The following is an 18894-nucleotide window of genomic DNA, read 5'->3' as shown; positions in this document are numbered from 1 at the left end:
GGACACTGTTTCGTTCCCTTCGATTTGCCGTGTGATCCATGACACTATGCTCGGGGGGTGGTCCGAAATATTCTGCCGGGCTCGAGTTCGCCTCGAGCTTTGTCCGCGGCGGACAGTGCGGACTGCTACGTGGCGGCGGGAACCCACCGTGGGTCGCGGCCGGTCAGGCCGAGCAGTTGCTCGAGCAGTGGCGCGGAGTCAGGAATGGTCACCGGTGGCCCGAACAGTCCGGGCGTGCCGTGCGGGTTCTGGTCGGCCGATGACTTCGCGAACTCGTATGCGGCGCCGAGTAGTTCCGGTGTGCTGTCGAAGTTCTGACCGGTGGCGACGGCGAGGTCCCAGCCGTGCACGACGATCTCGTCCACCGCGACCGCTCCTGCGACGTCGGCCGGTAGGTCGAGCCCACCTGCCTGGGTCATCCCGTGCCACGCGCTTCTTCGCGCCAGGCGCCGGCGAGAGCGGCCAGACGCTGGGGGATCCGGGTGCGCCAGTCAGCGCCGAGACGAGCGGCATCGGCGGAGGGTGGTTGGCTGCCCCCGGCCGGCGGGGTCTTCGTCGCGGCGGCGGTGAACGCAAGCGACAGCCCGTCGATGTGGTCGAGGAGATCACCGACGGTGAGCTCCGGGCACGGTGTCGGTGCTGTGAGTTGATCGTCGCGCACGGACTCGACGAGAGCGGTCATCACGTCGGTGGCGGGTTCGAGATCGAACATCTTCGGCACTCCTCGCGTCGGTCACTGTGCGGATCGGTGGCGGTTCCACGGTACGACCTGCCATCGATGGAGGTCGAAATCCAGGTCATCGGCCATGACGGGATCGAGTTCCCGGTGTCTGTCGCCAGGGCGTACTACCGGGGTTTGGCGATAAGCACTTCCCCTTCGAGTCCGTCGGGGTCGCGGAAGAAGATGCTCTGGACGGCGCCGAAGTCGTTGACGGCTCCGTCGCTGGCCGACTCGTCGATCAGATGTTGCCGAATCGTGGCGAATGCTTCGTGTGAGGCGGCCTGCAGGCCGACATGATCGATGCGTCCCCGTCCCCACATGGGTGTTTGGCGCTCAGGTTCGGTGTTGCCTTCGATCACGAAGATGTTCAGTTCGGTGTGCGGGCCGATGCGGATGACGGTCACCGTTTCCTTGCCGTCGTCGCCGTGGGAGCGCGTGGGCCCGACGTCGGCGTCGAACACGTCGGCGTAGAACCGGCCCAAGCGGCCGGAATCCTTGGAGATCCAGGCGATGTGGTTGATACCGTCGAGCAGCACGTTGTTCTCCTGACCTTCGGGTTGCAACGGCTGGTGAGGCCTCGATCGCGCAGGATCGAACGGCCACATGCGCGGCCGCCCGGCTAGTGATTGCGAAGCTCGTCGATGAGCTCCTTCTTGTTCAGTTTCGAATAACCCTGCAAACCCAGCTCTTTGGCACGTTTCTGGAGCTCGTCGACCGTCCAATCCTCGTATGACTGCGACTTCCCGCCCGACTTTCCGACGTTCTCGCGCCCACGACTGGCCGCGGCATTGGAGATTCGTGCGGCCTTCTCCTTGGAATCGCCCTTCTCGCGGAGTTCCTCGTACATTTCCTGGTCTTTGAGTTGGGGTTGCGAATCCTTGCGTGCCATCTCGTGTTCCTCCCATCCGAAACATCGACGCTGCTGCATCTTCCGCCTACCCGTGCCACAAACGAATCAAACAACGCCTCGTGTGCAGTGCAGTCGCGCGCAGTTAATTTCGACATGTTCGAGACCCAGGGATGCACCGGAGCCGTCCGCAGAAACCAGCGACGCTTCGCGGACCTACATGACGATCGATCCACCGCCCGGAGACACACTCACCCTGGGCTTCGACGCCTACATTCAGTCTTCGAGTCAGCTCGGCCACTCGGGATTGGTGTCGGTGTCCGAGAAGGGAGTCGACGTGGTCACCCTGGAGTTCACAACCTGGCTGGTGCCCTGATGGAGATCGTGATCCGTGCGGCGGTCCTGTCGTCATGGGCGACCTCTTTCAGCAGGGTGTGACGCAACAGGACTACTCCGTGACGTCCGCAGTCCTCGCGGTCGGAGTGTTCGCCCTGCTCACACTGGCCCTGGCATGGGCGAATGCGCGATTCCCCCGCGTGCGTGGGGTCACGCACGGTGTTCCCGTCATCATCGTTCGTGGCGGGATACCCGACCTGCAGCGTCTACGCACCGAGCGAATATCGCTGGACGACCTGATGGCGGATGCCCGGCAGAAGGGCATCGGCCGGTTCGACGAAATCGAGCTTGCTGTGCTCGAGACCAACGGCCGCGTCTCGTTCTTCACCCGGGCGGGCGGCGCGGGCGAAGGCGCGCCGGAGCAACCGGGCATCGCGTGAGATGCGGTGGGAGTCGCTCCTGCCTGGCGTACCGCGACGGCGTCCTGCGCCCGTTACTTCGTCGAGGTCAGTGACCTGAGAAAGAAGGCCAGGTTGGCGGGGCGTTCGGCGAGACGGCGCATGAAGTAGCCGTACCACTGCTCGCCGTAGGGCAGATAGACCCGCACGTGTTGCTGCTGCTCGACCAGACGCAACTGCTCGGTGTCCCGGATGCCGTGGAGCATCTGGATCTCGAACTCGTCGGTGGTGCGACCCGTGGCCTTCGCCTGCGTCAGTGCGGCGTCGACCATGGCCGGGTCGTGGGAGGCGACCATCGGGTAGCCCTCGCCGTTCATCAGGATCCGCAGACACCGCAGGTAAGCCTCGTCGACCGCGGGCTTACCTTGGTAGGCAACAGATGCGGGTTCCTTGTACGCGCCCTTGCACAACCGGATCCGCGATCCGGGCCCGGAAAGGTCCCGGCAATCCGCTTCGGTGCGCTTCAGGTAGGCCTGCAGCACGGTGCCGAGAGTGGGAAAGTCCTCGCGGAGCTCTCCCACGATCGACAGGGTCGAGTCGGTGGTGGTGTGGTCCTCGGCGTCGACCGTGACCCAGACGCCGGCTTCCTCGGCCGCGGTACAGATCTTGTGGGCGTTCTCGAGTGCCACGTTGTGACCGTCCCGGGGAAGGAACTGTCCGAGCGCGGACAGCTTCAGGGAGACCTCGATGCTGCGCGGCCGACCGCCGGAGTCAGTGGCCGGGGCACGCTGCGCCAGCGACGACAACAGCGTCAGGTAATGCGACACGGTGCCGGAGGCCCGCCCGAGATCGGTGGTGTCTTCGCCGAGGTAGTCGATGCTGATGTAGCGGCCGGAGTCGAGGATACCGGTGGTCGCGGCCACCGCCTGATCCTCGGTCTCGCCGGCGACGAACCGGTCGACGAGGCTCTTGGTCACCGGAATGCGACTGACCGTGCGTTCCATCCGCGGCGAGCGGGCTGCGGCGAGCAGGGCGGGCCGCAACAGATCCGCGGCCGCCATCAGATGTCCTCGGAGGAGTCGGCGGCCTGGTGGGGGTAGTGGTGGTCGGTGGCCGGGACGAACGTTTCCTTGATGGTGCGGGCGGAGGCCCAGCGCAGGAGGTTCTGCGGGGAGCCGGCCTTGTCGTTGGTGCCCGACGCGCGGGCTCCTCCGAAGGGTTGCTGTCCGACGACGGCGCCGGTGGGCTTGTCGTTGATGTAGAAGTTGCCGGCCGCGAATCGCAGGTCGTCGGTGGCCTGGGCGATCGCGGTGCGGTCGTCGGCGATGATCGAGCCGGTCAGCGCGTAGGCGGACCCCTTGTCGACCAGGTCGAGGACCTTGTCGAACGATCCGGCGGCGGAGTCGTCGTAGACGTGGACGGACAGGATCGGTCCGAAGTATTCGGTGCGGAAGGCCTCGTCGGTGGGGTCGTCACCGAGCAGGACGGTGGGGTCGACGAAGTAGCCGACGCTGTCGTCGACGTGGCCGCCGGCGGCGATGGTCAGGCTGGGGGTGGCCTTGGCGCGGGCGATGGCGTCGGCGTTGCGGTCGAAGGCCCGCTGGTCGATGACGGCGCCACCGAAGTTCGAGAAGTCGGTGACATCCCCGTATTTCAGCGTCGAGGCCTTCTCGATGAAGTCGTTGCCCATCTTCGCCCACACCGACTTCGGGACGAACGCGCGGGAGGCCGCGGAGCATTTCTGTCCCTGGTAGTCGAACGCGCCGCGCAGCAGGGCGGTGGTGAGGGTGTCGGGGTTGGCGGAGCTGTGGGCGAGGACGAAGTCCTTGCCGCCGGTTTCGCCGACCAGGCGTGGGTAGCTGTTGTAGTTCGAGATGTTGTCGCCGACCTGTCGCCACAGGTGCTGGAAGGTGGCGGTGGACCCGGTGAAGTGGATCCCGGCCAGGCGGGGATCGGCGAGAACGATGTCGGAGACCTCGGCGCCGGGGCCGTTGACGAGGTTGATCACGCCGGGTGGCAGGCCTGCGGCCTCGAGCAGTTTCATCGTCCAGTACGCGGCGACGGCCTGGGTCTGCGACGGCTTCCACACCACGGTGTTGCCCATCAGGGCGGGTGCGGTGGGCAGGTTCCCGGCGATGGCGGTGAAGTTGAACGGGGTGATGGCGTAGACGAAGCCCTCGAGGGAGCGGTATTCGAGCTTGTTCCACACGCCGGGGGAGGAGATCGGCTGGTCGGCGAGGATCTGCCGGGCGAACTGGACGTTGAAGCGCCAGAAGTCGATCAGTTCGCACGGGGTGTCGATCTCGGCCTGGTACGCGGTCTTGGACTGGCCGAGCATGGTTGCGGCGGCGAGGGTTTCACGCCACGGTCCGGACAGCAGGTCGGCCGCGCGCAGGAACACTGCGGCGCGGTCCTCGAAGGACAGTGCCCGCCAGGCCGGAGCGGCGGCGGTGGCGGCTGCAACGGCATCCTGGATGTCCTGGGCGCCGGCATTGGTGAAGGTGCCCAGGACCGCGGCGTGCCGGTGCGGCTGCACGACGTCGATCGCGGGGCCGTTGCCGCGCCGGTGCGCACCGCCGATGACGTTGTGGATCTCGGTGGGATTCGAACCCAGCTCGGCCAACTTCGCCTGCAGTCGGGCACGCTCGGCGCTCCCCGGTGCGAAGGAGCCCACCGGCTCGTTGATCGGCTGGGGCGTGGTGGTGACGGCGTCCATGGAACCTCCTACGGGGGTGTGGCGGCGAAGGAACCGCCGCTCGAACTAGACGTAGTCAACACCAGAACACAGCCGAGATATTGAGCCAGCCGGACAAGAATTGCTGACAATCATTGTACTGTTGGCTAAACCTGTTTTCACCTTCCGAACGGAGCGATGTCGGTGCCTTCCGGAAATCGAAGTCCTGCCACGGCAGCCGCGGCGCCCGTTACTTCTGCCGAAACCATCACGCTGCGTGAGCTTCTCCGTGCTCTCGACACCGCGGTCGTCGAGCTGATCGACGCTCCCGCGGGTGACGACGTCGACGTTGCATCGGTGGCGCTCGTCGACAGCTCCGACCTGACGGTCGAAACCGAATCGCAATCTCCGATGCAGGACTTGTATCTCCATGTGGGGGTTGCCGACGCCGACGCCGTGCGCTGGTTCGACGACGTCTCCGGGCGGGCGCGACGGCACCGGCCGCATGCGGTGATGTCGAAGACGGCGCACGAATCGAGCGCAGTGCAGGCGGCGGCGCACCGTGCCGGCGTCGCCCTCGTGGCGGTGCACCCTAAGGCCCGGTGGGATCACGTGTTCCCGCTGGTCCAGCGCATGCTCGACCGCTCTCGCCGCGGGCGTGGCGCACCTGCGGACCCGGATCTGCTTGCCACGGACACCGACCTGTTCGGCCTCGCGCAGATCGTCGCCCAGAACGCCGGGGGGATGGTCTCGATCGAGGACGCCCAGTCGAAGGTGCTCGCATACTCTGCCTCCGACGAAGCGGCGGACGAACTGCGCGCCTTGTCGATCCTCGGCCGTGAGGGCCCACGCGATTACCTGCAGACACTGCAGAAGTGGGGAGTGTTCGACCGGCTCCGTGAAAGCGACGAGGTCATCGACGTGCCCGCGCACGAGGAACTCGCCACCAAGCGGCGCTTGGTGGTCAGCATCCGCCAGTCCACCGAGAACACCTCGACCGCACCGCGGCTTCTCGGTTCGATCTGGGTGCAACAGGGCGACGCACCGTTCAAACCGGATGCGGTGGACGTGTTGCGCGGCGCTTCGGCGATCGCAGCCCGGATCATCTCCCGAAGTCTCAACGCCCCCTCCACCGAGGGGCTGCTGGTCCAACGGTTGTTCGGTGCGCGTGGTGGGGGCGTCGACGTTCCCTCCGTGGCCAGCGCCCTGAACTTGCCGATGAGCGGCGCGGCCGCTGTCGTGGGCTTCGCGCCGACCGGCTCGGAGAGCTCGACGGCCACCGGCGAGTTCGCCGGTATGGGCAGCATGCTCCGCCTGCACGCGAGCTCGTTCAGCCGCCATTCGGTCGCCACCGTGATCGGTGATCGCGCCTATGTGCTCCTTCCTCGCTACAAGTCCGCCGCGGGGGTCACCGCCTGGACGCGGCAGCTCGTCGACCAATTCGAGACCAAGCGTTCGATCGTGCTGCGGGCCGCGATCGCCGTTCCGGTTCCCGACCTCGCGCAGGTGGCCGCGGCACGGGTCGAGGTCGACCGGGTTCTCGACGGCACTGCCGCCACGTTCCCGGCGGGGCGGGTGACCACGCTCGCCGAATCCCGCACAGCGGTGCTGCTCGGGGAGATCCTCGACCTCGTCGGCGAACACCCCGAACTGCACGATCCGCGCATCGATGCGCTGTACGAGTACGACCGCAAGCATGGTTCCAACCTGTGCGAGAGCGCCGAGACCTACCTCGCGGAGCACGGGGACGTTCGTAATGCCGCCGCCGCACTGAGCGTGCATCCCAACACGCTGCGGTACCGGATCCGCCGAGTGGAAGAGATCATCGGGATCGGTCTGCAGGACGCCGCCGACCGGCTGCTGTTCGAACTGCAACTTGCCGTGCACCGGCGCGCGACACCGGAGAAGCCGCCGCAGGGGTGACGCGTTGGTCAGGAGATGACGGCAGACCAGATCTCGTCGACGGAGAGGCCGGAGTCGTCGCTGAGAACAGCTTGGGCGACAAGGAGTTTCCCGGTGTTGACCAGATGAACGCGCATGGCGGCTTCGGCTCCGTCGGGGTCCCCGGCGATGATGGCATCGATGATGGGCGCATGCTCGTCGTCGATGTCGGTGAGTGTTCTGGTCTTGTCGGCGGTATTGGCCCCGAGCAGCCGGGTGGTCTCGCGAAGGGTCTTGACGATCGCGCGGGCTCGGGCGTTGTCGGCGGCGTCGAGAATCAGGTCGTGAAGCCCGAGATCATGATGGGCGAACTCGTGTTCGTCGCCGCCGGCGGCGGCGTCCTGCATCAGGCGTCGTTGCCGCTGCAGTGCATCCGAGAGTATGGGGTCGGCCGCGGCTGCGGCCTTGCGGACCGCGGGTAGTTCGAGGGCCAACCGGACTGCGAAGATCTCCGCGATCTCCTTCGGCTGGGGGAGGAGAATGCGGAAGCCCTGGCGTGCTTCGAACTTGATGACTCCCACTTCTTCCAGGCGCAGTAAAGCGTCCCGCACCGGGGTTCGGGAGATGCCCAGACCCTCGGCGAGTTGGTAGACCGAGTACTTCACTCCCGGTTTCATGCGGCCGTCGTCGATGGCCGCCCGCACCGCCGCGATCGCCTGCTCCATCCGTCGTCCCGCGAACGGGGTGAGCGGTTCGAGTTCGAGCGCTTCGTCTGCCACCCGATCACTGTAACAACACGGGGCTGTTCGCAGCATGCTAGGTGCATGTAGCATGCTACGAATGATCTCCGCTGAATCACTGGCCGCTGAGCTGCGCAGTTCGGGAGTGAGCGATGTTCTCTCCGACGGCACCACCCGCGCTGCCTATTCGTCCGATGCGTCCCTGTACCGGGTGCGACCGCTGGTCGTCGCGCGGCCGCGCCATGCCGACGAGGTCGCTGCCGCCCTCGCGGTGTGCCGCCGAGAGGGCGTGCCGCTGACCTCTCGCGGTGGCGGCACCTCCGTTGCAGGTAACGCTGTCGGGACGGGACTGATTCTCGACTTCAGCCGGCACCTGAACCGGGTGCTGTCGATCGACAGGGACGCACAGACCGCCACCGTCGAGCCGGGCACGATTCAGACGGTGCTGCAGCAGGCCGTCGCACCGCACGGCCTACGATTCGGGCCCGACCCATCGACGTTCACTCGCTGCACCATCGGCGGCATGATCGGAAACAATGCCTGCGGTTCGCGCACGCTCGGATACGGCCGGACCTCGGACAACGTGAAGGGCTTGCACGTTCTGACCGGGACCGGGGAGTCGTTGCAACTGGGTTCGGCCGGGGAGGTGACGGCCTCCCCGGCGCTGAGTGCACTACAGCAGGTCACCCGCGCCGGTTTGGCGACCATTCGCACCGAGCTCGGGCAATTCGGCCGTCAGGTGTCCGGATACGCCCTGGAACACCTGCTGCCGGAAAATCGGTTCGACGTGACCCGCATGCTGGTCGGCACGGAGGGCACCCTCGCGGTGGCAACCCGCGCGACGGTCCGCTTGGTGTCCGAGCCCGCCCACCGCGTCCTGGTCGTGCTGGGGTACGCCGACATCGCGTCGGCGGGTGACGCGACCCCGCTGGTGCTGAAGTTCGATCCGACCGCCTGCGAGGGTATCGATTCCCGGATCGTCGAGGTGGTGCGCGAGCGCCGCGGCCCGGATGCGGTTCCGCCGTTGCCTGCGGGGGCGGCCTGGTTGTTCGTCGAGGTCGTCGGCGACGACCTCGACGAGACGATCGCCAGGGCCCAGCAGGTCGGACGGGACTGCGGAGCCGTGGACAGCCTCGTGGTCACCGACGAGGGGCGCACCGCCCAGCTGTGGCGGATTCGCGCCGATGGTGCCGGACTCGCCGGCCGCAGTCCTGCCGGCCTTCCCGCACACGCGGGATGGGAGGATGCGGCCGTGCCACCGGCCATGCTGGGCAACTACCTACGCGACTTCGACGCCCTGATGGACGAATTCGACGTCACCGGCTTGCCGTACGGGCACTTCGGTGACGGATGCATGCACGTGCGCATCGATTGGCCGCTCGACAAGCCCGGCGGCGACGGCATCTTCCGGGACTTCCTGGTCGCGGCGAGCACACTCGTCGCCGGCTACGGCGGATCCCTGTCCGGTGAGCACGGGGACGGCCGCGCCCGCAGCGAACTATTGCCACTGATGTACTCACCGGACGCGATGAAACTCTTTGCTGCCGTCAAGCACGTCTTCGACCCGGACAACATCCTCAACCCCGGAGTGGTGGTCGACCCCCACCCGGTCGACGCGGACCTGCGCATTCCCGCAGCCCCACTCCTGCGCCGCAACCTGGCCCTGGCCTACCACCACGACGACGGAGATTTCACCCAGGCGGTGCACCGCTGCACCGGCGTCGGAAAATGCCGGGCCGACAACACCGCCACCGGGGCAGTGATGTGTCCGTCGTATCATGCGACCCGGGAGGAGAAGGACTCTACCCGCGGCCGGGCGCGCGTGCTGCAGGAGATGATCAACGGCACCGACATCGACGGTGGCTGGCGATCGCCCGAGGTTCACGACGCCCTCGACCTGTGTCTGTCCTGTAAGGGGTGCTCCTCGGACTGCCCGACCGGTGTCGACATGGCCGCGTTCAAATCCGAAGTGCTGCACCAGAGCTACAAGGGCCGCATCCGCCCCGCCTCGCACTACTCGCTGGGATGGCTTCCGCGCTGGGCGAAGATCGCCAGCCACGCGCCCGGTCTGGTCAACGCCGCGATGCGCGTTCCCGGCATCGGACCGCTGGCGTTGTCGTCGGCCGGAGTGGACGAGCGCCGCACCATCCCACCGTTCGCGAAGCAGACGTTCCGGTCCTGGTTCAAGGCCACGGAGAACGACCGCGTCACGACCGGTGACCCGGTGCTGCTGTTCGTGGACTCGTTCACCAACTACTTCACCCCCGAGGTCGGGCACGCCACGGTGCAGGTGCTCGAGGCCGCCGGCTACCGGCCGCAACTGACCGACAAGCAGCAGTGTTGCGGGCTCACCTGGATCTCCACCGGGCAGCTCACCGCGGCGAAGAAGATCCTCGGCCGCACCGTGGATGCACTGTCCGGTAGTGCCGCGGCCGGAATTCCGATCGTCGGAATGGAGCCGTCCTGCACGGGTGTGTTGCGCTCGGACGCCGCGGAACTGCTCGGTAGGTCGGCGGCCGAACCGGTCGCCGACGCAACCCGCACCTTCGCGGAACTGTTGACGGACCGGGGGTGGGAACCGCCGTCTCTCGAAGGCAAGTCCGTTGTCGCGCAGCCGCACTGCCACCATCATTCGGTGATGGGATGGAGTCCGGACGCTCAGCTTCTCGAGAGGGCAGGCGCGCAGGTTCAGCGGCTGGGCGGATGCTGCGGATTGGCCGGCAACTTCGGGGTGGAGAAGGGGCATTACGAGGTGTCGGTGGCGGTCGCCGAGCAGCACCTCCTGCCCGCCGTGGCCGGGGCGGACGCGGACACCACGATCCTGGCCGACGGCTACTCCTGCCGGACCCAGTTGTCGGATCTGACCGATCGTCGCGGTGACCACTTGGCGCAATTGCTCGCCGCGCAGCTCGACGCCGACGCTGCGCGCCGACGGGACTGACCCCCCGGGTGTGCAGACACAAGGGTGGCGGGGGGTGAGACCGTGTCTGGTCTCACCCGCCGCCACCCGGGGTGTTACTTCGAGGCGGGCTTGGTGATCGGCCCGGGAGCGGGAGCGGAGATGTTGTTCGCGAGCGGGTTCTGCGGGTTGATGCGCCGGCGAAGCCGGTAGGCGATCAACGTCGCGATGAGTGCTCCGACGCTCAGGGAGATCTGCGAGCGGGACGATTCGACGTAGAACATCGACACCAGCACGGCGAGGATGCCGCCGGCGGCGAGGATCGACAGGTAGGGGAACAGCCACATCTTCAGGCGGAGTTGCGCGACTTCTTCACGGGTCATCAGGCCGCGCAGTTTGATCTGCGACATCGCGATCATGAGGTAGACCATCAGGATGGTGGCGCCGGAGGCGTTGAGCAGGAAGGCGAAGACGGTGTCGGGGGAGAGGTAGTCGAGGCCGATGCAGGCGAAGCCGACGAGGGTTGCAAGAAGCAGCGAGTTGCGGGGGACGCCGTGCTTGTCCAGCCTTGCGATGCTCTGTGGCGCATCACCTTTGTGCGCGAGGGTGAAGAGCATCCGCGAGGAGGTGTAGAGGCCGGAGTTCAGGCAGGAGAGTACGGCGACGAGCACCACAGCGTTCATGATGTCGGGTCCGCCAGGGATGCCCATGTGGGTGAGGGCGTCGACGAACGGCGACTGGCCGACCTTGACGTCGGTCCAGGGGACGATGATGGCGAGCAGCAGCACGGAGCCGATGTAGAAGAACCCGATGCGGGCGATCACGGAGTTGGTGGCCTTGGCGACGGCCTTCTCCGGCTCGGCGGATTCGGCGGCGGCGATGGTGGCGATTTCGGGGCCGACCATGGAGAAGACGGCGACGACGACGCCGGAAAGGATGACGGTCCAGCCGTTGGGGGTGAAGCCGCCGTGATCGGTGAGGTTGGAGAAGTCGGCGGAATGGCTGGGCCACAGGCCGAAGACGTAGGCGGCACCGAGGCCGAGGAACAGCAGGATCGCGGCGACCTTGATGCCTGCGAACCAGTACTCGAACTCGCCGAAGTTGCGGACCGAGCGGAGGTTCGTGGCGACCATGGCCAACAGCAGGACGACCGCCATCACCCAGGAGGGCAGGTCGATCCAGCGCTGCAGCAGTTTGCCGCCGATGACGGCTTCGGCGCCGACCGCGACGACCCAGAAGAACCAGTACAGCCAGCCGGTGGTGAAGCCGGCCCACCCCCCGAAGGCCTTGCGGGCATAGCCGGCGAACGATCCGGTCGACGGGTTGGTGGTGGCCATTTCGCCGAGCATGCGCATCACGAGGACGATGACGACACCGGTGATGGCGTAGGACACGAATGCGGCGGGGCCGGAGGTGTGCAGCAGGGCGCTCGAGCCCACGAAGAGGCCGGCACCGATGACACCCCCGATCGCGATCATGGTGAGGTGTCGTTGTTTCAGAGACTTCTGCAACGTCTCGGGCGGTTGTTCGAGAGTGGACATCAAACGCTCCAAAGGTCGAGTCGGACACGAGATCGAAAGCGCGAGCTGTGCCCCGGTGGTCGCAGGCGTGATCGGACGCCGCGATACCGTGACGGGCCGGGGACGGAAATGCGGTCCTGGTCCCGGCGAGATGGCGAACTTCCGTTCGTGTGTGATCAACGTAACGGCCCACCACGTAGCATGCTAGGGACATGTGCCAGAACTTTCCGCCCCGTCAGTCAGACACATGTATGGCCGATTCCGAATGATCGCCATAGTTATCGCTCACGAAATACGCTGTTCACGGAGATGGTGAAGTGAATCTCGATGAAGTGGTCACCGAGGTGGCCGAACGCCTGTCGGCATCGGTCGTCCTGGTCGACCGGGCCTTTTCGCTGATCGCCTACAGCACCCAGTCGCCTGACGTCGACAAAGATCGGGTGCAGTCGATCCTTACCCGCAGTTGCCCGCCGGAGGCGCGCGCGTGGTACGAAAGCTTCGGGATTGCCGATACCACGCGCCCGGTGATCACGCCAGAGAATCCGGATATCGAAGCGTCGTCGCGGATCTGTCTTCCGGCTCGCTACGCAGGCGCGGCGTACGGATATCTGTTCGTCCTGCCGGATGAGAACAGCGCCGTGTCCGACGGCGATCTCGCCGCCGCAATGTCCCTGGCCGGCCAGGCCGGCGCGCAACTCGCACACACGGCCCGGGGTCGTGACGATATGGCGGTCGCCGTCGTAGACCTCCTCGAAGGCGACCGAAAGGCTTTTGCCCGTGCGATTACTCGCATCGAAGAGTCCGGGCTCTTGCCAGATGGCGGCGCGTTGACCGTGCTGGCCGTCGACGGTTTCCTGCCCGCCCCCGGCGCACGCGCTCTGCTGGCACCGATCGGATCGTTGACCGCGGTGATGCTCCCCGCCGGCGGCGGCGCCGTCGACCCCGTTCGGTCCGTTGCCGAAAGCGGTGCGGGTGCCGGAGCTCTGGTCGGGGTGGGGGGTTCGCACCAGGGGTTGCGGTCTGCCCGCCGAAGCTGGCAGCAAGCCAAACTCGGCGTCCGGGTCGCCCGGCACGACGAATCGATGGGACCGATCGCGTACTGGGAAGAACTCGGCATCTACCGGCTGTCCTCGTGCGGGCCCACCAGCGTCGTCGCCGATGCAGTCCTCACCCCGTCCGTGCGGGCCCTGCTCGACCACCGCAACGTCGACCTGCTCGTCACCGCACAGACTTACCTGGACCAGGCCGGTGACACCGGCGCAACGGCCGGTGTCCTCGGCATTCACCGTCAGACGCTGTACTACCGCCTCGCGAAGATCGAGGAAATCACCGGCCTCGATCTCTCGGTGGGTGCGCAGCGCCTCGAGTTGCATGTCGGCCTCACGCTCGGGCGCTTCATCTTCGAGCACCTCGGAACCGAAGAGGGCGGCAACGGCGAGCAGACCTGACCGCTGTGTCCGATCGGGCGATCAGATCTTCTCGCCCGCCGTCGACGCCGGGTCGACCGCGGCGCGAACGATGTCGGTGATGGCCCGCACCGTAGGCCTGGTCTCCGAGCCGGCGAGACGGATGAGGACGATTCGCCGACCGATCTCCTGCTCGAGGTCGACGCGGATGATCGGCACCGAACTGTTGAGCCTGATCATCATGTCGGTGACCGGAGCGGCCCCCAGTCCCTTTCCGGCCAGCGCCAGAGACACCGCGGTATCGACGATTTCGTGCCGCACAATCGGCTCGAAACCCTCCTGACGGCAGGCGATGCGGACAGCGCGACCGAACTGGGTCTCCGCGGGAGGCAGAATCCAGTTCCACTCCGCGGCCTCGCGCAGATCGATGGTCCCCTCGGTGCGGATGCCGTAGGCGCCGGAGGAGACGGCGAGCCCGAATCGCTCGCTGCGCAGGGTGATCATCTCGATATCCGGTGTGCGGGGCATCGGTGAATTGGGGTAGTCCAACCCGAAGGCGACGTCGACCTGGCCGCGTTGGACCGCGGTGGCGGCCTCGTCGACGTCGAGTTCACGGCTGCTCAGGGCGAGATGCGGGTACTTGCGCTGCGCTGCGGCCACCACCGGTGGCAACAAGGCCGCGGCGGTACTGCCGAAGGTGCCGAGAAGAAGAGGCGCAGCGACATCGTCGTGCACCGCACGCAGCGCGTCGAGGGCAGTCTGTTCCGCGCTCAAGATCTTCACCGCATGCTCGGCGAGGACGGTGCCGGAATCGGTGAGCACGACATTGCGCCCCACCCTGGTGACGAGCCGGGAGCCGACGGCTTTCTCCAAGGCTGCGATCTGCTGCGATACGGCCCCCGCGGTGTATCCGAGTTCCTCGGCGACCGCGACCATCGTTCCGCGCCGGGCCAGCTCTCGAAGTGCGACGAGGTGCGCCAAGCTCATATTCATATAGAGATTCTAAACGGTTGTGGCTAACTTTCTTCGCTGGTGCTATTGATTTCCGCGGACCACGATGAACGTGCGGAACGAAACGTCGGACACGTCGGGGCTCTTCGGAGCCGGCCGGCGACCACGATCTCGATCTCACCCGATCCTCATCGACCCTGGAGTTGCACGCCATGCCGATCACCCAGCAGTGGGAACTGCGCGCCGAGTTCGCTCGCCGTCTCTCGCACATGTACGGGAAGGAAGTTCCCGCATACACCACGTTGCTCGAGGTATCGCAGGCCGTCAACGACACCGTGTTGTCGAATCTCGGTGCGGGCGCAGAACGTCTGGGTTCCATCGCCCGGGTCACCGCCGAACGTCACGGTGCCATCCGAGTGGGCACCCCCCAGGAGATGGCCCAGGTCGCCCGCGTGTTCGCGGCCATGGGCATGTACCCGGTCGGGTTCTACGACCTGCGCGAGGCCGCTGCCAGTTCGGTGCCGGTCGTCTCCACGGCATTCCGTCCGACGGACCCGGACGAACTGGCGCGCAACCCCTTCCGGGTGTTCACCTCCATGCTGGTGCCCTCGGATCGCCGCTTCTTCAGCGCCGATCTGCAGCAACGCCTCGAGAGCTTCCTCGCCAAGCGCCGGCTGTTCACCGCCGAACTGCTGGTACTCGCCGACCGGGCCACCGAGTACCGGGGACTGAATTCCGGTGACGCCGAGATGTTCCTGACGTTGGCCACTGCGGCATTCAAGCTATCCACCGAGGCCGTCGACCGCGCCTGGTACCGCGAACTCGAGCAGGTTTCCTCGGTGGCCGCCGATATCGGTGGCGTCGCCAGCACACACATCAACCACCTGACCCCCCGCGTGCTCGACATCGACGGTCTCTACGCCCGCATGGAGCGTCGCCGGATCGACATGATCGACACGATCCAGGGTCCGCCGCGATGGGCCGGTCCGGATCTGCTGCTGCGGCAGACCTCGTTCCGGGCTCTCGCCGAACCGCGGGTGTTCCGCGAGGCCGACGGCACCGTCGAGAAGGGTTCACTGCGAGTGCGTTTCGGTGAGGTCGAAGCCCGCGGCATCGCCGCCACCGTCCGCGGCCGCGAGGTCTACGACCGGTTGACCGTCGAGATCGAGCAGGCGGTCAGGGAGGCGGCCGCGACCGCGCCGGTGCCGGCCGAGGCACGCAACGAGATCGCTGCGGAGCTGTGGAACCAGCAGGTGCCCGCCACCGAACAGGGGCTCGCGCTCCACGATCTGGCGTACTTCACCTACCGGGTCGACAACGACAAGCAACGCAACGGCACGATGCCCGAACGATCGCTACAGGATCTGATCGATCAGGGCTGGGTCCGCCCGGAGCCGATCGTCTACGAGGACTTCCTTCCGAAATCCGCGGCCGGGATCTTCCAGTCCAATCTGACCTCGGACGGACACAAGGACACCACACAGTCGACGACCGATATCGACGCCGCCTGGATGGAAGGAGTTCTGGGCCGCACACTGCACAACCCGTACACGCTCTACGACGGGATCCGCCGCGCTTCCCTCGATCACGTTGCCAACCAATTGGGAATCCGCGGACCCATCGAAGAACCGGCACCCATCGCTACCCAAGGAGTCAAGTAAATGAGCACCGCTGTCGCCGAGACCATCGCCCTTCCCACCACCGACGAACTGCGCACTCTCGCACGCACCAGCCTGCAGCGGTGTGGGGTCGACCCGGCCGTACTCGATACCGCAGGGGTCGAGAACACCATCACCACCCGCTCCCCCGTCACGGGGGAGAGCCTCTTCGACTATCCCGCCGCCGACGCCACCGACGTCGAGGCCGCGATCGATGCCGCCCACGAGGCCTTCCTGCAGTGGCGCACCGTTCCCGGCCCGGTCCGCGGATTCCTGATCAAACGCCTCGGCGAACTGCTCACCGAGCACAAGGAAGACGTCGCCAACCTGATCAGCATCGAGGTCGGCAAGATCCGCTCGGAGGCCCTCGGCGAGGTCCAGGAAATGATCGACATCTGCGACTTCGCGGTCGGTCTGTCCCGGCAGCTCGACGGCCGCACCATGCCCTCGGAGCGTCCCGGACACCGACTGATGGAGACCTGGCACCCGCTCGGTGTCGTCGGTGTCGTCTCGGCGTTCAACTTCCCGGCCGCGGTGTGGTCCTGGAACCTGGCTCTTGCCATCGTCTGCGGTGACTCGGTGATCTGGAAGCCCGCGCAGCTGACCACCCTCACCGCCGCCGCCTGCTCGGCGCTGTTCGACCGTGCCGCAAAAGAATCCGGCGCCCCGGCCAACCTGAATGTCCTCGTCTCGGCGAGTGCCGCCGACACCCAGGCCCTGATCGACAGCCCGAAGGTGCCGTTGATCAGCGCGACCGGTTCCGAGCGGATGGGCGAGCAGATCGCTCCCCGCGTCGCCGCCCGGTTCGGCCGCGCCATCCTCGAGCTCGGCGGAAACAATGCTGCAATCGTCACCCCGTCGGCGGACCTCGACATCGCCACCCGCGGAATCGTCTTCGCCGCCGCCGGCACCGCCGGCCAGCGCTGCACCTCGATGCGCCGCATCATCGTCCACCAGGACATCGCCGACGAGCTGATCGACCGGATCTCCCAGGTCTACGGCCGCCTCCCGATCGGCGACCCGTTCGCCGACGGCACCCTCGTGGGCCCGCTGATCGACGGCAAGTCCCACGCCAACATGACCGCAGCCCTCGACAAGGCTGTCGCGCAGGGCGGCGAGATCCTCGTCGGCGGCAAGCGCCGCCCGAGCAGCGAAAGCTCGTACTACGTCGAGCCGGCGATCGTGCGGATGCCAGCCCAGAGCGAGATCGTCAAGGACGAAACCTTCGCCCCGATCCTCTACGTTCTGACGTACGACACGTTCGAGGAAGCGATCGCCCTGCACAACGACGTCCCGCAGGGTCTGTCGTCGTCGATCTTCACCACCGACCAGCGTGAGGCGGAGCGGTTCATCGCCGCCGACGGTTCGGACTGCGGCATCGTCAACGTCAACATCGGCACGTCCGGCGCCGAGATCGGCGGCGCGTTCGGCGGCGAGAAGACCACCGGCGGCGGCCGCGAATCCGGCTCGGACGCCTGGCGCGCCTACATGCGCCGCGCGACCAACACCATCAACTACTCCCGCGAGCTGCCCCTGGCTCAGGGCGTCAACTTCGGCTGACATCCCCCTATCGAATCGCACGAGGAGCAACGACGATGTTCGAATTGATCGACGAATGGGGTCCGGAGAAGGTCGTGTGTGTCTCCGATGCACGCACCGGCATGCGCGGCGTTCTCGTCATCGACAACACCGCCCGCGGAATGGGCAAGGGCGGCACCCGCATGTCCACCACGGTGAGTGTCGGCGAGGTCGCCAGGCTGGCCCGCAACATGACCTGGAAGTGGGCGGGGGTCGACCTGTTCTACGGCGGGGCCAAGGCCGGCATCTGGGCCGACCCGACTGCCTCCTCCAAGGAGGCGGTCCTGCGTGCCTTCGTCCGGGCACTCCGCAACGAGGTCCCCGAGGAGTACGTCTTCGGGCTCGACGTCGGATTGACCGAGAAGGACGCCGCGATCATGCTCGACGAGGTCGGCGGACGCGGCGGCGCGGTGGGCACCCCCCACGCGCTCGGCGGGTTGCCGTACGACCAGCTCGGGGTCACCGGCCACGGTGTCGCGGAGTCGGCCGACGCCGCCGCGCAGGCCCTCGGCCTGTCCACCGGTTCGCTGAGCGTGTCCATCCAGGGCTTCGGAGCGGTCGGAGCTGCGAGCGCGAAGCGCCTCGCGGAACTCGGGGCCACCATCGTCGCTGTGTCCACCTCGCAGGGCGGCATCCACAACCCGGACGGGCTCGACGTCGCCACCTTGCTCGATCTGCGCGATCAGTACGGTGACGGACTCGTCGACCAGTACTCCGACGCCAAGCCTCTCGCTGCCGGGGAAGAACTCTCGGTGACCGCGGACATCCTGATCCCGGCGGCGTTGCAGGACGTCATCGACGCCGATCTCGCCCGCACGTTGCCGGCCAAGATCGTCGTCGAAGGCGCAAACCTGCCGAGCAGCCCCGAAGCACAGTCGGTGCTGTTCGACCGCGGCGTGACCGTGGTTCCGGATTTCATCGCCAACGCCGGCGGTGTGGTCGCCGCAGCCGTGGCGATGGATGCCCGCTACTCCGGAATCCGCCCCGAACCGGCAGCCGTGTTCGACAACATCTCGAACAAGCTGCGCGCCAGCACCATCGACACCCTCGATGCGTCGAAGGCTCAGGGTCGAACCACCCACGAGGTGGCCCGCACCACCGCCCAGGAGCGCGTGCGCGAAGCCATGGTGCTCCGCGGGCGTTCCCCGCAGAACGCCGCGTTCTAAAGGGTTCGGAACCCCCCACGCGCAACTGTGTGACCCCACTCCGGTCAGCGGGCGCGCGCCATTCTTCCAGGCAAGCCATCGACCCGGTCGTTCGTCAGGTGTCCCGGAAACCGGTCGGG

Annotated in this window: 14 protein-coding genes and 2 pseudogenes; 8 read left to right on the top strand and 8 right to left on the bottom strand. The window is 66.8% G+C overall.

Annotated features, from left to right (window positions below):
* Positions 1 to 125 precede the first annotated feature (125 nt).
* From PSR88_RS01705 to PSR88_RS01695, 3 genes and pseudogenes are all read right to left on the bottom strand, one after another.
* A pseudogene (locus tag PSR88_RS01705) lies at positions 126 to 712 on the bottom strand (TIGR03086 family metal-binding protein).
* 134 nt (positions 713 to 846) lie between these two features.
* Complete coding sequence (locus tag PSR88_RS01700) at positions 847 to 1257, bottom strand: VOC family protein (RefSeq protein WP_029538459.1); 411 nt, start codon at positions 1255 to 1257, stop codon at positions 847 to 849.
* 83 nt (positions 1258 to 1340) lie between these two features.
* Positions 1341 to 1610: a Rho termination factor N-terminal domain-containing protein gene (locus tag PSR88_RS01695; RefSeq protein WP_009472909.1), complete on the bottom strand. Its 270-nt coding sequence runs from the start codon at positions 1608 to 1610 to the stop codon at positions 1341 to 1343.
* A gap of 178 nt (positions 1611 to 1788) precedes the next feature.
* On the opposite strand from PSR88_RS01695, the gene PSR88_RS01690 reads away from it, so the two are divergent.
* Positions 1789 to 1944 carry a hypothetical protein gene (locus tag PSR88_RS01690; RefSeq protein ID WP_016881090.1) on the top strand — a complete coding sequence of 52 codons (156 nt, stop codon included), beginning with the start codon at positions 1789 to 1791 and terminating at the stop codon, positions 1942 to 1944.
* 28 nt (positions 1945 to 1972) lie between these two features.
* Positions 1973 to 2344 (top strand): annotated as a pseudogene (locus PSR88_RS01685) (DUF421 domain-containing protein); the annotation flags it as partial.
* A 53-nt stretch (positions 2345 to 2397) separates the two neighbouring features.
* On the opposite strand, the gene PSR88_RS01680 reads toward PSR88_RS01685, so the two are convergent.
* Together PSR88_RS01680 and pruA are read right to left on the bottom strand one after the other, a co-directional pair.
* Complete coding sequence (locus PSR88_RS01680) at positions 2398 to 3363, bottom strand: proline dehydrogenase family protein (RefSeq protein WP_011593624.1); 966 nt, start codon at positions 3361 to 3363, stop codon at positions 2398 to 2400.
* On the bottom strand, positions 3363 to 5018 hold the full coding sequence (pruA, locus tag PSR88_RS01675; RefSeq protein ID WP_016881092.1) for an L-glutamate gamma-semialdehyde dehydrogenase: 1656 nt from the start codon (positions 5016 to 5018) through the stop codon (positions 3363 to 3365). Before pruA ends, PSR88_RS01680 begins: the two co-directional genes overlap by 1 nt.
* Before the next feature lie 156 nt (positions 5019 to 5174).
* Here pruA and PSR88_RS01670 point away from each other — a divergent pair, with 156 nt between their 5' ends.
* Positions 5175 to 6899: a PucR family transcriptional regulator gene (locus tag PSR88_RS01670; RefSeq protein ID WP_016881093.1), complete on the top strand. Its 1725-nt coding sequence runs from the start codon at positions 5175 to 5177 to the stop codon at positions 6897 to 6899.
* A gap of 8 nt (positions 6900 to 6907) precedes the next feature.
* Here the strand turns inward: PSR88_RS01670 and PSR88_RS01665 are convergent, their stop codons facing one another.
* Positions 6908 to 7636 carry a GntR family transcriptional regulator gene (locus PSR88_RS01665; protein ID WP_029538463.1) on the bottom strand — a complete coding sequence of 243 codons (729 nt, stop codon included), beginning with the start codon at positions 7634 to 7636 and terminating at the stop codon, positions 6908 to 6910.
* A 52-nt stretch (positions 7637 to 7688) separates the two neighbouring features.
* Here PSR88_RS01665 and PSR88_RS01660 point away from each other — a divergent pair, with 52 nt between their 5' ends.
* The gene (locus PSR88_RS01660; protein WP_016881095.1) at positions 7689 to 10538 is read left to right on the top strand and encodes an FAD-binding and (Fe-S)-binding domain-containing protein; all 2850 of its coding nucleotides are present in this window, start codon (positions 7689 to 7691) and stop codon (positions 10536 to 10538) included.
* A 74-nt stretch (positions 10539 to 10612) separates the two neighbouring features.
* Here PSR88_RS01660 and PSR88_RS01655 read toward each other — a convergent pair whose 3' ends face one another.
* Positions 10613 to 12037, bottom strand: a complete 1425-nt coding sequence (locus tag PSR88_RS01655; RefSeq protein ID WP_016881096.1) for an amino acid permease — start codon at positions 12035 to 12037, stop codon at positions 10613 to 10615.
* Positions 12038 to 12333: 296 nt separating this feature from the next.
* Here PSR88_RS01655 and PSR88_RS01650 point away from each other — a divergent pair, with 296 nt between their 5' ends.
* Complete coding sequence (locus PSR88_RS01650) at positions 12334 to 13464, top strand: PucR family transcriptional regulator (RefSeq protein ID WP_011593618.1); 1131 nt, start codon at positions 12334 to 12336, stop codon at positions 13462 to 13464.
* 21 nt (positions 13465 to 13485) lie between these two features.
* Here PSR88_RS01650 and PSR88_RS01645 read toward each other — a convergent pair whose 3' ends face one another.
* On the bottom strand, positions 13486 to 14415 hold the full coding sequence (locus tag PSR88_RS01645; RefSeq protein WP_011593617.1) for a LysR family transcriptional regulator: 930 nt from the start codon (positions 14413 to 14415) through the stop codon (positions 13486 to 13488).
* Between the two features lie 170 nt (positions 14416 to 14585).
* On the opposite strand from PSR88_RS01645, the gene PSR88_RS01640 reads away from it, so the two are divergent.
* The 3 genes from PSR88_RS01640 to PSR88_RS01630 are packed head-to-tail and all read left to right on the top strand — an operon-like array spanning position 14586 to position 18775.
* Positions 14586 to 16034, top strand: a complete 1449-nt coding sequence (locus PSR88_RS01640) for a VOC family protein (RefSeq protein ID WP_011593616.1) — start codon at positions 14586 to 14588, stop codon at positions 16032 to 16034.
* A complete protein-coding gene (locus PSR88_RS01635) occupies positions 16035 to 17591 on the top strand; it encodes an aldehyde dehydrogenase family protein (RefSeq protein WP_011593615.1) in 1557 nt (518 codons plus the stop codon).
* Positions 17592 to 17626: 35 nt separating this feature from the next.
* Complete coding sequence (locus PSR88_RS01630) at positions 17627 to 18775, top strand: Glu/Leu/Phe/Val family dehydrogenase (protein WP_016881098.1); 1149 nt, start codon at positions 17627 to 17629, stop codon at positions 18773 to 18775.
* Positions 18776 to 18894 lie beyond the last annotated feature (119 nt).

It is taken from the genome of Rhodococcus sp. DK176 (assembly GCF_038447315.2).
In the GTDB taxonomy this organism is placed as follows: Bacteria; Actinomycetota; Actinomycetes; order Mycobacteriales; family Mycobacteriaceae; genus Rhodococcus_F; species Rhodococcus_F jostii_A.
Note: the sequence above shows the minus strand (reverse complement) of the source record. Positions and strands in the feature narration are given on the sequence as shown.

Bases quoted from the DNA above. Each gene is read 5' to 3' on its own strand.
- PSR88_RS01695 (WP_009472909.1), bottom strand. From the start codon at position 1,610: ATGGCACGCAAGGATTCGCAACCCCAACTCAAAGACCAGGAAATGTAC.
- PSR88_RS01690 (WP_016881090.1), top strand. From the start codon at position 1,789: ATGACGATCGATCCACCGCCCGGAGACACACTCACCCTGGGCTTCGAC.
- PSR88_RS01670 (WP_016881093.1), top strand. From the start codon at position 5,175: ATGTCGGTGCCTTCCGGAAATCGAAGTCCTGCCACGGCAGCCGCGGCG.
- PSR88_RS01645 (WP_011593617.1), bottom strand. From the start codon at position 14,415: ATGAATATGAGCTTGGCGCACCTCGTCGCACTTCGAGAGCTGGCCCGG.
- PSR88_RS01635 (WP_011593615.1), top strand. From the start codon at position 16,035: ATGAGCACCGCTGTCGCCGAGACCATCGCCCTTCCCACCACCGACGAA.
- PSR88_RS01640 (WP_011593616.1), top strand. From the start codon at position 14,586: ATGCCGATCACCCAGCAGTGGGAACTGCGCGCCGAGTTCGCTCGCCGT.
- PSR88_RS01655 (WP_016881096.1), bottom strand. From the start codon at position 12,037: ATGTCCACTCTCGAACAACCGCCCGAGACGTTGCAGAAGTCTCTGAAA.
- PSR88_RS01680 (WP_011593624.1), bottom strand. From the start codon at position 3,363: ATGGCGGCCGCGGATCTGTTGCGGCCCGCCCTGCTCGCCGCAGCCCGC.
- pruA (WP_016881092.1), bottom strand. From the start codon at position 5,018: ATGGACGCCGTCACCACCACGCCCCAGCCGATCAACGAGCCGGTGGGC.
- PSR88_RS01660 (WP_016881095.1), top strand. From the start codon at position 7,689: ATGCTACGAATGATCTCCGCTGAATCACTGGCCGCTGAGCTGCGCAGT.
- PSR88_RS01630 (WP_016881098.1), top strand. From the start codon at position 17,627: ATGTTCGAATTGATCGACGAATGGGGTCCGGAGAAGGTCGTGTGTGTC.